Annotated in this window: 11 protein-coding genes and 1 pseudogene; 5 read left to right on the forward strand and 7 right to left on the reverse strand. The window is 38.8% G+C overall.

The features are described from left to right. Nucleotides 1-54 precede the first annotated feature (54 nt). On the forward strand, nt 55-999 hold the full coding sequence (locus tag PALI_RS02970) for a D-2-hydroxyacid dehydrogenase (RefSeq protein WP_193154872.1): 945 nt from the start codon (nt 55-57) through the stop codon (nt 997-999). Between the two features lie 185 nt (nt 1,000-1,184). Next, a complete protein-coding gene (locus PALI_RS02975) occupies nt 1,185-1,565 on the forward strand; it encodes a DUF3192 domain-containing protein (protein WP_182702932.1) in 381 nt (126 codons plus the stop codon). A 68-nt stretch (nt 1,566-1,633) separates the two neighbouring features. Here the strand turns inward: PALI_RS02975 and PALI_RS02980 are convergent, their stop codons facing one another. From PALI_RS02980 to PALI_RS02990, 3 genes and pseudogenes are all read right to left on the reverse strand, one after another. Continuing rightward, a complete protein-coding gene (locus PALI_RS02980) occupies nt 1,634-2,533 on the reverse strand; it encodes a GGDEF domain-containing response regulator (RefSeq protein ID WP_182702933.1) in 900 nt (299 codons plus the stop codon). After that, nucleotides 2,502-6,316: pseudogene (locus PALI_RS02985) on the reverse strand (ATP-binding protein). The gene PALI_RS02980 and the pseudogene PALI_RS02985 overlap by 32 nt, the downstream one beginning before the upstream one ends. Before the next feature lie 66 nt (nt 6,317-6,382). Further along, nucleotides 6,383-7,780: a PhoH family protein gene (locus PALI_RS02990; RefSeq protein ID WP_193154874.1), complete on the reverse strand. Its 1,398-nt coding sequence runs from the start codon at nt 7,778-7,780 to the stop codon at nt 6,383-6,385. Nucleotides 7,781-8,085: 305 nt separating this feature from the next. Here PALI_RS02990 and rapA point away from each other — a divergent pair, with 305 nt between their 5' ends. Further along, nucleotides 8,086-10,980, forward strand: a complete 2,895-nt coding sequence (gene rapA / locus PALI_RS02995) for an RNA polymerase-associated protein RapA (RefSeq protein ID WP_193154875.1) — start codon at nt 8,086-8,088, stop codon at nt 10,978-10,980. Nucleotides 10,981-11,137: 157 nt separating this feature from the next. On the opposite strand, the gene PALI_RS03000 is transcribed toward rapA, so the two are convergent. From PALI_RS03000 to PALI_RS03010, 3 genes are read right to left on the reverse strand one after another with little or no spacing between them, the layout of a single operon-like run. Then, nucleotides 11,138-11,959 carry a hypothetical protein gene (locus tag PALI_RS03000; RefSeq protein WP_193154876.1) on the reverse strand — a complete coding sequence of 274 codons (822 nt, stop codon included), beginning with the start codon at nt 11,957-11,959 and terminating at the stop codon, nt 11,138-11,140. A gap of 34 nt (nt 11,960-11,993) precedes the next feature. Then, on the reverse strand, nt 11,994-12,281 hold the full coding sequence (locus PALI_RS03005) for a type II toxin-antitoxin system RelE/ParE family toxin (RefSeq protein WP_008136603.1): 288 nt from the start codon (nt 12,279-12,281) through the stop codon (nt 11,994-11,996). Further along, nucleotides 12,281-12,508 (reverse strand): ribbon-helix-helix domain-containing protein, encoded by a 228-nt coding sequence (locus tag PALI_RS03010; RefSeq protein WP_033038999.1) that lies wholly within the window; start codon nt 12,506-12,508, stop codon nt 12,281-12,283. The genes PALI_RS03005 and PALI_RS03010 overlap by 1 nt, the downstream gene beginning before the upstream one ends. Before the next feature lie 130 nt (nt 12,509-12,638). Between PALI_RS03010 and rluA the strand changes: the two genes are divergently transcribed. Both rluA and PALI_RS03020 read left to right on the forward strand, forming a co-directional pair. After that, entirely contained in the window at nt 12,639-13,292 is a 654-nt protein-coding gene (gene rluA, locus PALI_RS03015) for a bifunctional tRNA pseudouridine(32) synthase/23S rRNA pseudouridine(746) synthase RluA (protein WP_193154877.1), read from the forward strand. Between the two features lie 92 nt (nt 13,293-13,384). Continuing rightward, complete coding sequence (locus PALI_RS03020; RefSeq protein WP_193154878.1) at nt 13,385-14,317, forward strand: DUF3530 family protein; 933 nt, start codon at nt 13,385-13,387, stop codon at nt 14,315-14,317. Here the strand turns inward: PALI_RS03020 and djlA are convergent. After that, nucleotides 14,300-15,163: a co-chaperone DjlA gene (gene djlA, locus PALI_RS03025; protein ID WP_182702937.1), complete on the reverse strand. Its 864-nt coding sequence runs from the start codon at nt 15,161-15,163 to the stop codon at nt 14,300-14,302. The two genes, PALI_RS03020 and djlA, sit on opposite strands and share 18 nt — an antisense overlap. Nucleotides 15,164-15,165: the final 2 nt, after the last annotated feature.

Raw genomic sequence — 15,165 nt, forward strand, 5'->3', positions numbered from 1 at the left:
AGCCTCTTTTTTACGATTTTAACTCTTTCAGATCCACTTATTTTAGGGCTCATAATGAACATTACTATTCTTGATAACGCAACGTTAGCTAAAACGTCTCTTACTTGTATTGAACAACTTGGTAAATTAACGACTTATGAGCTTACCAGCCCAGAGCAAGTTATTGAACATTGCCAAGACGCTGATGTATTAATAACTAATAAAGTAGTTTTAAATCGGAAAACGATTAGCCAATTAAAAAAATTAAAACTTATTTGTGTGAGTGCTACAGGGACTAATAATGTTGATTTAGAGGCCGCTAAAGAGTTTAGTATTGCTGTTACTAACGTAGCAGGCTATTCCACACCTTCAGTTGTTCAGCATACATTTTCTTTAATTACTAACTTACTGGGTAATACACACCGCTACCAGGCAGATTGTCAGCAAGGCGCGTGGCAAAAAAGTGACATGTTTTGCATACTCGATTACAGCTTTAACGACTTACAAGGCAAAACATTTGCCATTATAGGCGGTGGTACGTTAGGTCAAGGCGTAGCTAAAGTGGCTGAGGCATTTGGTGCTAATGTTATTATTGCCGAGCGTAAAGGCGCTGCATGTCGCGATGGTCGAACCCCTTTTGAAGAGGCCATTCAAATAGCCGATATAATCAGCGTACACTGCCCGCTAACAGATGAAACTCGTGATTTAATTGCACTTAATGAGCTTAAAATGATGAAACCAAGCTGTATTATAATTAATACAGCGCGCGGCGGTATAATCAATGAAGTCGACTTAGCTACAGCGCTTGAGCAAAACATAATTGCTGGAGCCGGTGTTGATGTACTAACTAAAGAACCTGCTGAGCTTTCAAACCCGCTTGCTAATTATAAAGGTAATAACCTTTTACTTACTCCACATATAGCATGGGCAAGCACTGAATCTATTGTGCGTTTAATTAATGAAGTAAGTTTAAATATTGCTGCATTTACCAAAGGCGAATCACGCAACCGCTTGGTGTAATGATTTTATTGTAGTAATCAAATAAACTAAAAAATGGCTGTTTTTACTAATTCATTTAATATTTTATTAAATAAAAACAGTCTAACCCACTTAACAAACTGATTAATAACAAGTTGTAAATATGGTCTACTCTTTGCTTTAACATAGCTAATAACCAATTAAAAATCTTATTAAGGTAAATAAAAATGAAAAAATCACTTTTAGCAGCCGCTTTAATCGCTCCATTTTTAACAGGCTGTGTTATTGCCGTATCAGATGGTGAAGCTGAGACTCATTGGGCTGGTAAGAATTCATCTAGCTGGCAAGTACAACATAAAAATAATCGTGAAGCTATATCAGAGCTAAAAATGGATAGCAGTTATCACTCTGTTTTAGCGCAATTAAAAACGCCTAATTTCACAGAGCTATTAAAAAAAGATGACGATGTATACCAAGTACTTTTTTATGTAACTCATAGCAAGCATTCAGATTCTAAAACAACGAAAGATGAATGTACGCCACTTGTATTTAAAAATGATAAGTTAGTGGGCATTGGTGAAACCGCTTTAGGTATGATCACGCAGTAACCAATAAAAAGCGTTTGATACGAAAAACGTCAATATATAAATATTGGCGTTTTTTGTATATTAAGTTTTTAGCGTGCGACTATCCTATCTCGCCCTGCATCCTTAGCAGCATACAGCCCTATGTCAGCTTCTTCTAAAAGAGTCTGCTCTGCGCCTATTTTGCCACTTTCAGTCGTTGCTATACCAATACTAATAGTGATGTGGTTAGCGTTGATTGAGCCTGTATGCTCTATGTTTAAACTATTAACTGCTTTTCGTAATTTACTTGCAAATGCGACGGCCTCCAACTTACCTATTTCGGGTAATACAGCAGCAAATTCTTCCCCGCCATAGCGAGCTATAAAATCGTTTCCGCGCTCACACTGACCAACCAACGCATGGGCTACTTTTTTTAAACAATCATCACCAGCACGATGTCCGTAATAATCGTTGTAGCGCTTAAAGTGATCTATATCCATAAGTATAACGGAAAGAGGTAAGCCACTGCGTTTGCTTTTTTGCCACTCACGGGAGAGGTTTTCGTCAAGATAACGTCTATTCGGTATTTCTGTTAAGCCATCTATTGAAGCTAGCATTTCTAGCAAGTCATTTTTTTGCTTTATTAATAACTGATTACGTACCCTTACGCGAACTATAGAGACGCTAAATGGCTTAGTTATATAATCCATAGCACCAAGTTCTAAACCTTTAGATTCATCTTCATGGCTGTGATTAGCGGATATAAAAATAACTGGTATCGCGTGTGTGATTGGGTTTTCTTTTAGCTTAACTAATACTTCATAACCATTAAGCCCTGGCATCACTACATCAAGTATAATTAAGTCAACTTGCATTGTTTCTACAAAGATCAGCGCTTTTTCACCGCTTTCAACTAAAAATACGTCATGCTCAACATTCAATGTTTTCTCTAGTACTAACCGATTGATAGGATCGTCATCAACAATCAGTACTTTCGCTTTTTTTGACATCCTTAGCTCCTAAACCTTTATAAAAACAATAACCTGTTTTAACTGCATAATAAGTGCTTGCATGATAATTTCGCTAGGTTCGTTAATCTTATTAGCTGTTTTAAGGTGCTGCTCACATTGCTGCGCACAATATGATAGTCTTTTAAAACCTAAATTACCTGCGACTCCTTTGATACTATGCACTAAGCGTACCAAATCAACTTCATTGGTACTCTCCTTTATTTGTACTAACTGGGTTTCACACAGTTCAGCAAATTTATCCATCATAGTATTTAGTAACGTTTCGTCTAAATTAAACTGCGCTAAAGCAAATGATCTATCAAAAAAACAAGGTTTCGAGAGCGATAACTCAGCTATTGCCTCAATCAATACGTTAGCCACAACGGGTTTCACTAAATGCTTGTTCATACCACAGCCTAAGGAACGCTCAATATCTGCCGGCTCGCAATGCGCTGTTAATGCAAAAATAGGGAGTTGTTCTGCGTCAAACTGTTGGCGGATTAATATTGTTGCTTGGCAGCCATCTATATGTGGCATTTGGACATCCATTAAAATTAAATCAGGTCTCAACCCTGATAATAATTCCATCCCCTCTTCGGCACTTAAAGCAACAACAACATTAGCTCCAGCTTGGCACAGCACACTATTGATAATGTCTAAATTTAATTGATTATCGTCAATTGCTAATATTAAGAGACCTGCTATATCCTGATTATCTTTTCCCATATCTAAAATAACTTCACCACTTTTAAACCTAGGTTCAAGATGCGAGCTTAAATTAAACAATCGCTGACCAAGCGCAGAAGCCTTAATATAGTGGATATCTAGAGGCTCAATCGTCGATAAATTTATTGTTTGCTGATGATTTATCAAAATAATGGAAGTGGCGTTTGACGTTAACGAATCCTTTATTGCTTTTACCTTTAGTAATATAGGAAGATCAGTTGCATCTATGATTAATTGTTTAGTCTCTGCAAGCTTTAGTGGGGACTTTAAAGCTTCATTTAAATCAACGCGAGCTAATTGTGAAAAAGCCTCCGTGACACGATTTAACTCCCGACTTTGCTCTGAAACAATACTCAACGTATCGCTTGGTAATGAGTAGTGTGTTGTATCGACATGTAGTGAAATACTAAAGTAAAATTCACTCCCATGTCCTTTATCACTTTTTAAAGCAATATCGCCGCCCATTAACGAAACCGCATGTTTAACAATAGCTAAACCCAAGCCAACGCCTTGATGCTTTCGTGTCGACGATTCGTCCCCTTGAGTAAAGGCATCGAATAGACGCCTTTGATCTATTTTATCTATACCGTTTCCAGTATCAATCACTCGAAAGCAAATCGCCTGCTCAGCACTTTCATCTTTGAGCAAATCCATTTTAAGCGTGATTGACCCTGCTTTAGTAAACTTAACCGCATTCGTTAATAGATTGCCTAGTATTTGTTGTAAACGAATACTATCGCATATTAAAACTGGGGCGATTAAAGGGTCTACATCAATCACAAACTCAACATCTTTGTTTTCACACAAAGGCGCTGTTAGGCTCTCACAAATATCAATGAGCTCAACAATGCTAAATGGCGTTAATTTCAGTTCAGCTTGTGCACTCTCTACACGAGCAAAATCAAGCATTCGGTTTAGCATTAGCAATAAGCTCTGCGCAGCATGCTTAGCTTGCCCCGTTTGTTTTAGCTGTTTTCGGGTAAGCCCTTGCTCTGTAAGCATATCAAGTAAACCTAATACTGCATTAAGAGGGGTACGTATTTCATGGCTTAAATTAGCGATAAACCGGCTTTTAGCAAGAGTTGCACGCTCCGCGTCGTGTTTCGCTTTAGTAAGTGCACTTACATCCTGTAAGTGGATCACGTAATAAGATGGATCGCGTTTTTCGTCCCACACAAGCGATACACTCATTTGTAGCCAACTAGCGAGATTTCCTTGCGCTAAGGTTAAATGATACACTTTTTTCTTATCATCAAGTAGCTGGGCCAAGGTGGCCTCTACCTCTTGCCATTGGTTATTATCAAACAGTGCTTTAAGTGACTCTCCAACTAAAACGGGCTGTCCAACAAATAGTTTTCGAGCGGCTTTATTAACCTGTAAAATAGTGTATTCAAGCGATAACAATACAACACTATTTGCAGCAAATTCAATTGCACTTCTAAATTTAGATTCTGACGCTTTTAAAGCATATAACGTTTGCTGTTGCTCGGTTATATCGCGTCCTATTCCCATTGTTCCCAACAGTTGCTGATGCTCATTATAAAAAGGAGCTATAGTTAATTGATAAGATTTGTCTTCTGTATCTATACGCTGTTGAATATCGTTGCGATTTTGTAACACCTGCTTCTCAAGAATACTAATTTGCTCGTCATCATCACTTATTTCTTCCATGCACTTACCTACCAACGCAGTTTGCTCTTTACCTATGTAAGCTTCAAATGCTTTATTACATCCTAAAAAGGAGCCATCGATATTTTTGAAATAAATAAGATCTGGCACACTATTGAGCATGGTATTTAGCAAAGCTAAGTGACGCTCTTTTGCTTCGTAACTGCGTTTTAATTTTTCGGATTGTAGCTGTACCTGTTCATCTAATTTTTTATTTGCATTTTGTAACGATTCTACTAATTGTTCATTTTTAATAAACACACGCTTTACTTTAGAAAACCAAGGTTGCCAGTTCAGTGGCACTTTGTAATTAAGCTGTTCACTTTGCTGTTCATCATTTTGCTCTAAATAATGCATTAAGCGGGTCATCGGCTTCACAAAAATACGCTGACTTAACCAAAAAAACACGCCAAACATCAAACTTAAAAATAGCGTCAAAAATATAAACTCTAATAAGATTTCGTATTGAATCGGGGTTACTAATTGTGATTTAGATTCATAAAACGCAGCGTGGATGGGTAAATTCCCCATCGCTTGCATAAAGTAGTTTTTATCGCTTGTTAACACCGTTGATTTTTGATGGAGTTCTGCCAACTTAGGCCAATAAGGTTTTAACCTTGTTGCTTGTGCTATTTCATTTTTTGAACTGGCGATAATTTGATGTGATTGGTTCATAAAAACATACTCTCCACTGCTCGCTGGAGAGATCTTTTTTAACCAAGCAGAAATTGCCTGTATATCATAAATTAAAATAATGTAATCGTGCGAGTCAATTTCTCGCTGTCGACCTATTGCAAAATACGCTTTGTCATTTACTTTAATTATAGGGCTTGAAGAAAGCTTATTTGGCGAAAATTCGGGTTTAAATTTACCGTTTAATATTTCCGTCAAAAATAAACTTTGATCTTTATTACGCCTAGCCACATATGCAAATCCATCATCATCAACATAGGCAACCGCCGATAAAGACGGCATCAATGCAAGCGTTGTATTAAACGATGGTCCCAAAGCGATAACTTGCTGCCACTGAGAAATAGCACGTGTAGATAACGCAAATTCTCCTTTACCAACAACCTCCGAGCCTTGATCAGCAAAATGATGATAGTAATAACCTTTGTGTTGATTAACACCCTTAAGCAACACGTGGCTAAACTCTTGATGAGGAGGCTGTTTATACAAAGTAAACATGGCCGTTAATAAGTTACTCACGGCTTCCATATCATGATTGACCTGCGCTGAAACATTCCTAAAGTCAGCTTCGCGCTTTTCAACAGCACGCTCTAATTTAATAGTATATAAGTGCAAACAAAGTAAAAAGGCGACGATTAGGGGGACTAAAAGCGCAACAAATAAAGAACGATAATAATGTTTAAGAGGTAAAAAAATCAACGTACTGCCTGCGTTATGGCCCGAAAATCAATCAATAGACTATCGAGCCAATTTGTTAAGCGCAAGTTATAAATTTTCTTCTGCGAATGAGGCTAATCGACTACGTACAACACCATTGAGGTTTATAGTTGCGCTGCCTTCAAATTTTTTGAAGCGCTCTACTATATACGTTAAGCCCGAAGTCACCGGCGTTAGATAATTACTGTCTATTTGCGCCAAGTTACCCGTACAAATTAATTTAGTACCTTCGCCGCAGCGAGTAATAATCGTTTTCAGCTGGGATGCCGTTAAATTTTGGCTCTCATCTAAAATTACTACCGCATTTTGAATGCTACGCCCACGCATAAAGTTAACCGATTTAAACTGCACATTAGCCTTTTCCATAATATAGTTTCGGCTCGATATCGGATTTTCGTCGCCTTTGTGCAATACCTCCAGCGTATCGGTAATCGCTGCAAGCCATGGCGCCATTTTTTCCTCCTCCGTACCGGGCAAAAAGCCGATGGACTCTGCTATCTCTGGGGTATTACGAGTGACTATTACTTTGTCGTAAATACCTTTTTCGATAACCATTTCAAGGGCGCTGGCAAGCGCTAACAAAGTTTTACCACACCCTGCTGGGCCAGTTAAAATAACAAGCTCTATACTTGTATCAAGTAATGCATCAAGCGCCATACCTTGAAAAATATTTTTTGGCTTAACCCCCCATGCTTGTTGATGCATTAAACGCTCAACGCTAATATCTTTTAACGTAATGTGCTCATCATCGTAGGATTTAACTCGTGCAGCAAAGTGATCTCCGCCATCAAGCAAATATTCATTACAAAATACATCAGGGATTAAATTTTTAGGCACATGATGAAATGTATCTCGGCCATGTTGCTCAGTATTGCACTGCCCAACATGCTCCCAAAAATCGCCTTCAATTTTTTTATAACCACTAGTGAGTAAGCTTATGTCGTCAATAAGTTGGTCGGTACGATAATCCTCAACATATTTAAGTCCTGCGCCTTTGGCTTTTAAGCGCATGTTTATGTCTTTTGTCACCAATATAACTTTTGAATCACTGTGTTGCTTTTGTAAATACACCGCACAGTTAATAATCCGATGATCGTTTTCGTTACCAGGCAGCCCCGAAATCGAGTCGGCAAATAAATGATCGTTTACAATTATGAGTGTACCCGCAGAGCTCGCTTTTGCCTTTTTATTACTTGGCAGCGCCACGCCTTGTAACATTTGTTCAGGGGTTGCATTTTTAAGTACTTCATCTAGCCCACGAATAGCGACGCGCGCATCACGGCTTACGTCGTGTTTTCTGTCTTTTATGTGGTCAAGTTCTTCAAGTACTGTCATCGGAATAACAACATTGTGTTCTTGAAAAGACAAATAAGCGAGAGGTTCGTGAAGTAGTACGTTGGTATCTAGCACATACATTTTACTTTCAAGGTTCGAAGCTTTTTCCATAGCACTTTCCTTACGTTTTATGATTTTTATGCTATACCAAAATAACTAAGTAAAACGGGCAAAACTTAAACCTGCAATACTTAATTGCCAAGGCATAATGTAAGTTTAGTCTATTTGTCATAAAAGTCCGTTTTATTACAAACCATAATTAGTTTTGATTTATAAAAAAATTAGCCATAAACAAGTTGCGTTAATAGTAATAATTAACACTTACAAAATTAATTAAAAGTGAGCCAAATAGCGCCTTGCAGTGGTGTTAGCTTACAGGTAACATAGCCGCCTTTTTCATCATAGACGAGACATACATGAATTTTTCCTTAGGTCAGCGTTGGATCAGTGATACAGAGTCAGATTTAGGATTAGGCACCGTTGTTGCCATTGAAGGCCGTCAGGTCAGCATATTATTTCCTGCCAGTGGTGAGAGCCGTGTTTACTCTTGTGCAGAAGCACCTGTTACCCGTGTGGCATTTAATCCTGGCGATGTGATCAAAAGCGTTGAAGAATGGGAATTAGAAGTAGAGTCTATTGAAGTACAAGGCGAGTTACTGTGTTATCACGGCACCCGTGTTGATAACGGTGAAACAGCCAAGCTTAAAGAAACCTTTTTAGATCATTTTATTAAATTTAATAAACCACAAGATCGTTTATTTGCAGGCCAAGTCGATCGTTTTGATCGCTATACACTTCGCTACCAAACGTGGTTACATAAATTTGAACGTGAACAATCGCCTATTAAAGGCTTAATTGGTCAGCGTGCTAATCTTATTCCGCACCAGCTTTATATTGCCCAAGAAGTGGGTAAACGTTTTGCACCTCGCGTACTTTTATCAGATGAAGTAGGCCTTGGTAAAACAATTGAAGCGGGCATGATTTTACATCAACAAATTATTAGTGGTCGTGCGAGCCGCGTACTCATTGTTGTACCAGAAAATCTACAGCACCAATGGTTAGTAGAAATGCTACGCCGCTTTAACTTACGTTTTTCTATTTTTGATGAAGAGCGCTGCGACGAAGCATTTGCTGACTCTCCAAACGTATTTGATACAGAGCAGCTAGTACTTACCAGTCTTGAGTTTTTAACCAAGAAAAAACGCTGGTTTGAACAAGCAACGCTTGCTGATTGGGATCTTTTAGTAATAGATGAAGCCCATCACCTAAGTATTAACAACGGTAAGCCAAGCTCAGAGTACCAACGTATGGCAGAGCTTAGCCAAGATATTCCGGGCCTTATTTTACTTACAGCAACACCTGATCAACTTGGTCACAGTAGTCACTTTGCACGTTTACAGTTACTCGATCCAGACCGCTTTTACGATTACGACGTGTTTAAAGAAGAAGAAGCAAATTATAAAGACGTAGCCGAAGCTGCAAATCAATTACTGCAAGAGCAAGCTCTGGACGATACAGCCAAAGCCACGCTAATTGAGCTATTAAAAGAAACCGATATTACTGATATTCTTGCAAAAGCACAGCAAGGTGATTTACCAGCACGTAAAGAAATACTTAACATGCTGCTCGATCGCCACGGCACAGGTCGTATATTATTTAGAAACAGTCGCAGCGGCATTGATGGCTACCCAAGTCGTAAATTACACGCCTACCCAATGGCATTGCCAAAGCAGTATAAAACCGCAATGTCGGTTCTCGGTAACATGGGCGGCATTCAAAATCCTGAACTAAGTGCACACCGCGCTCTTTTTCCTGAAAAAATATTTCAAGAATTTGAAGGTGAAAGCGCAAGCTGGGGTTTATTCGACCCACGTGTTGATTGGTTAATCGACACCCTTAAAACGCTTAAGCGCGAAAAAGTACTGCTTATCTGTGCTAAAGCTGAAACAGCTATCAGCCTTGAGCAAATACTGCGTGAACGCGAAGCAATTAAAGCGTCAGTATTTCACGAAGGCATGTCTATTATTGAGCGTGACCGCGCTGCTGCATTTTTTGCAGATGAGTACGATAATGCACAAATATTACTGTGTTCAGAAATTGGCTCAGAAGGTCGTAATTTCCAGTTCTCGCATCACTTAGTATTGTTTGATTTACCACTAAACCCGGACTTACTAGAGCAGCGTATTGGTCGATTAGACCGTATAGGTCAAACGCAAGATGTGAACATTCACGTGCCATATTTTGAAAACACCGCTCAAGAAGTATTACTACGATGGTATAACGAAGGCCTAGACGCGTTCGAATCTACATCAACAACGGGGCAAATGCTTTATAAAGAGTTTCGCGATGACTTACTTGAATATATTTCTGCGCATAACTGCGATGAAGACGAACTCGATCCATTACTTGAGCAAGTAGCACAACAAAATGCGGTACTGCGTAAAAAAATGGAAAGCGGACGAGATCGTTTACTCGAACTACATTCATCGGGTCAAGGTGCTGCCGACTCGCTTGTAGCTGATATTGAAAAACTCGATAACCAGTTTGAGTTACCAAGCTACATGATCAACGTGTTTGATACATTCGGCGTAAGCCAAGAAGATAAAGGCGAAAACACCATTATCTTAAAGCCAACTGAGCATATGTTAAGTGCCTCATTCCCATCGCTTAAAGACGATGGCATGACGGTTACCTTTGATCGCGACACGGCACTTTCGCAAGAAGACGTACACTTTATCAGCTGGGATCACCCTATGGTGCAAGGCACTATGGATATGATTTGTGACGACGACTTTGGTAGCGCATCGGTGGCTTTACTTAAAAACAAAAAATTACCGCCTGGCACATTTTTTGTTGAGCTTATTTTTGTTGCAGAAGCAATGGCACCAAAAGTATTGCAAGTTGGTCGCTTTTTACCGCCTACACCAATTCGTATATTGCTCGATAAAGCAGGTAATAATCTAGGTGAAAACGTGGCTTTTGAAGGCTTTAATCAGCAGTTATCAGCCGTTGGCCGCCAAACAGCCAGTAAACTTGCGGGAGCACTGCAAAGCGCTGTTCACCCTATGATCACTACCGCTAAAGATATGGCACAAGAAAAACTTGAAGTTATTCGTGCAGCGTCGCTTGTTAAAATGCAAACGTCACTAAGTGAAGAGCAAGAGCGACTGGTTGCCCTTAAGCAAATTAACCCAAATATTCGCCAAGAAGAAATAACGTTTTACGATAAGCAGCGCAACGACCTAACTACGTATATTGAAAAAACGCAGTTACAACTTGATGCCATTCGACTAATCGTGGTTTCGCATTAAGGTTTAAGCTTTCAATATAAAGCTACCCGTCGTTAGTAATACATTACTAGTGAGTATAAACTAAAGAAAAGCGCGGTATTGATACAGCGCTTTTTTACATAAAAATATATCTAAAACATAGTAACTATTCCGTCACTAGACTCACAATCTATATTAATTAGAAGCTAATACCTCCAATATTTTCGCTTATGTTCACGTCGAGATATTGCATTGCATCATGTAAATTTAAAATCAATTGCTTGACTGATTTTGCAAGTTTTTGGATATCATCCCTTGAAATATAATGAGCTCCTCCATCTTTTGTCTTTCCACTTCGATGAACACAATCATGCCTGATAAGTATTGCAGTCTCAAAATATCGCCTTTCATTTACTATCAGCCTTTGAAGATCAATATCTAATACATTCATATATATTTTACTAACTACCCCGAGATTATGATAAAGAATTTCTGATAATCTACTGGTAACTATATCTTCTAATAAATTAGGTTTTTGAATAATAAGCTTAAGAGAGTACGTCTCATTTTTAAGCTTTTCCGAAGTAAGGATGAACTTTTTTATATACTCATCTGAACTGAGTACATGGCACCTTAATGCATCACCAAAGTAAGTCTCCAACGTAATGATACATTGAGTATAAAACAGTCTATTAAAATAAGTATTATTGACATAGTTTTCTGATAAAAGATGATAGATTAATTGCTCTAAGTTAAATACGGCACTTTTAAATACAGCTTGATACTCACTTTCTCCTTCTCCTAGCTTATAACCATCATTTAGGTGATAATCAAAATTTAAAGAGTTAGGATCTTTACTTACATGCACCTGAAAAGGATTGTCACAGTTAGTGCAATTAAGAATTTCTAATTGGTGCTCAACCTCCCCGTCAATAGCAAGAGGTAAGTCATTATTAGAATCGGGCTCATGACTATTTAATTCACCACATCGACTGCAATAAAACTCTATATTTCCATACATGAAACATCCTTTGCTTGGTATCCAGATTAAATTTTCACAACCACTCTTGTGTATTTTGTCCACCCAAAATAGCCATAATTTCTACATTTTCTTCGGTAACCCTGTAATAAATACTGTCTGAACCACAGACTGCTCGCCGATAACCCTTACGTATATGCTCAACTGATTGGTAGAAATAAGGGTTTGCTGCTAGTTTTTCAAACATAGTAAAAAAAGCATAAAAATAATTATCTGCTTGCTGTTGTGAATATTCATCACAGCCGTACTGGTAAATGCGACGTAAATCTTCTTTAGCATCGTTTGAAAGCTTGTATGTACGCATTACTTCGTGCTTGATTTGAATTCTGCTAGCATTTCATCTGCAGATTGAGTGCTAAAGCCACTTTGCTCAGACTTTGCAAGCTTACTATTTATTACCTCAGCTCTTCGAGCACGCCTGATCAGGTCGTTTACCAGTTCACTTTTATTTGCGTAATCACCCACGTTTTCAACGTGATTACGCAGCCATAAATCATTTTGCTCAGTAAGCGAAATACTTTGTCTAGCCATAACATTAAACCTTGCTTGCAATAGTTGGTGTAATTTTACACCAGAACAAAAAACACGCAATAAATTTTTCCCTTGAGCCTTCAGCCTCGCTCCACTAAAATAGCGCCCTTAAAAATCATTAAGGCAGGCTGTGTTAGTTAACTATAATCCCCCAATGAGCCCGTATTTAACAATACTTTTCCAAGACGACGATTTGCTCATCGTTAATAAACCCAGTGAGTTATTAACCGTCCCGGGTAAAGATCCTAAACACGCCGATTGTTTAATAAGCCGTGTTAATCGTGTTTTTCCAACTGCTAAAATAGTCCACCGTTTAGATATGGCAACATCAGGAATACTTTGCCTTGCTATGAATAAAGCTGCTCACAGGCATTTAAGCATGCAGTTTCAAGAGCGCGAAACCGCTAAGCGTTATATTGCACGTGTATTTGGGCAGCTTGAGGCTAATACCGGCTCAGTGGATTTGCCGCTTATTTGTGATTGGCCTAATCGCCCTAAACAAATGGTTGATCACGAAAATGGTAAGCCATCACTTACACATTTTAAAATACTTGAGCGCGAAGCCGATGCTACCCGTGTAGAGCTAACGCCAATAACAGGGCGCTCACATCAGTTACGTGTGCATATGCTAAGCCTTGGCCACCCTATTTTAGGTGATAGGCTCTATGCTCATAAAGACGCACTTGCCGCAGCGCCCCGCTTACAACTGCATGCACAAATGCTGCAACTAAAGCACCCAGTAACAGAGCAAGTACTTACATTTGAAACTGAGCCTGAGTTTTAATAAGACCTACTAATAGTGATTATTAAATCATAACGCTAAACTTTTAGCGTGCAGCGCCGATATCTAATTAGTATTAATTATTTAGGTTTATTATGGTATTTGCACCATTTTTAAAAAATACGCTGTTTAACGTATTGCTAAGCAGTACGTTATTTTTAGGCATGCAAGTATCTGCTGCTGAGCACATTGCTCCACCGAGTCTATCAAGCATTGAAAACGGCGATATTGAACGTCTACTGCCTAATGATGAAATAAAATCGATACTTGCAGGCGACACCGAATTTTTAAGTTTATACAGTGAATACATGAGCGCCGACTTTAGAGGTATTGTGTTACTTATACCTGATTGGCAAACAGCTCCTACTAACAATGCGGGGATGAGTTTTTTACGTAAAGAGTTAAATAACTTAGGCTACACAACTTACGCGATGACCGTACCCGATATAGATTGGCAAGCCAGCAAGATAGCACCTCCAATCACACCTGAAACAGCCACCTCAATACCCGACACGACCGAAAATGCAGACAAACCTGCCGACATAAAAAAACAGCCTGAGCCTCATCATGTCGATGCAATAGAGAAAGTAACGAACGAAGTACTTGATAACTATAAAATAAATTTAATTGCTCGTTTTAATGCGCTATACCAAACTGCAATGGATGAGCCTAGTAACATAGTGGTTATTGCGCAAGGCACCAGTGCAGGAGTGTTGCTAGAACACTATGCTGAATTTACAGATTCACAACTTAATGCATTTATTAGTTTAAGCAGCTATTTACCTAACACAAAGCGTAATAAAGATTTAAGCCAAACAACATCACTTGTTACGCCAGCCTTACTCGATATTTACTACGCTGATGACAACAATGAAATTTTAATGAATCTTAAAAATCGCCAACGCTGGGTTAACCGTAATGCTAAATTTGATTATCGACAACGAGCACTGTTTGGCTTGCGAGATCAACCAGAGCAACACGCACGTTTGACTAAAGAAATTGACGGTTTTCTACGCCGCCTTTTTTAAATACTCGTAAGCAGCCTGAATATCTTGGCTTTTTTTAACAGCCAGCTCCATCATGTGCTTTGGTAACCCTTGCGATACCAGTTTATCGGGATGGTGCTGCGCCATTAACTTACGATACGCTACTTTTATCTCACGTTCAGTAACACCATCATTAAGCCCTAGTAGCGCAAGTGCTTGTGCACGATCCATATTATTATTTGGTGGTACATGATGGCCAGAACCTTCACGATAGCTACTGCTTTGCCCTTGGCTTTGTTGCTGCTTGAAGCGTTGTTGATGCTGCCTAAAGTTGAACTCAGCTTGGTAGCGTTTTAGTACGAACGCAAAATGTGTTTTAGAAATACCTAGCTGCTTACTAACTTCATGAAGAAGTTGTTTTTCTTGCTCAGCTAATACCCCATCGGAAAATGCCATTTGAATTTGAATTTCTAAAAACAATTGCATCAAATCATGACGTTTAGCAAAACGTTCTTTAAAATCACTTACGGTTTCTTTGAGTGAAAAATCTACACCTTTACCCGATGAAAAAGCATATTGAGCCTCACGACGATCCTCCCCTTTCAAGCCCATTTCATCCATAAATAAATTGGCTGCTTTTATATGTACCTCACTAATTCGGCCATTCGATTTTGCGATGTGACCCATAACAGCAAAACAGCTCGAAAAGAATAACGCTTGACGCTCGTGTACATCGTCACCTTTAAATAAGCTTGAAAATCCACCCGCTTTATCAAAGTCACTTTTTAGGCTTTTATCAAATAAATGGCCTAAGTAAAGGCCAAGAATGGCTCCAAAAAATCGGCCAAACATAAAGCCAAAACAAAAACCGAGTATTTTTCCCCACATCT

It is taken from the genome of Pseudoalteromonas aliena SW19, assembly GCF_014905615.1.
GTDB classification, from domain to species: domain Bacteria; phylum Pseudomonadota; class Gammaproteobacteria; order Enterobacterales; family Alteromonadaceae; genus Pseudoalteromonas; species Pseudoalteromonas aliena.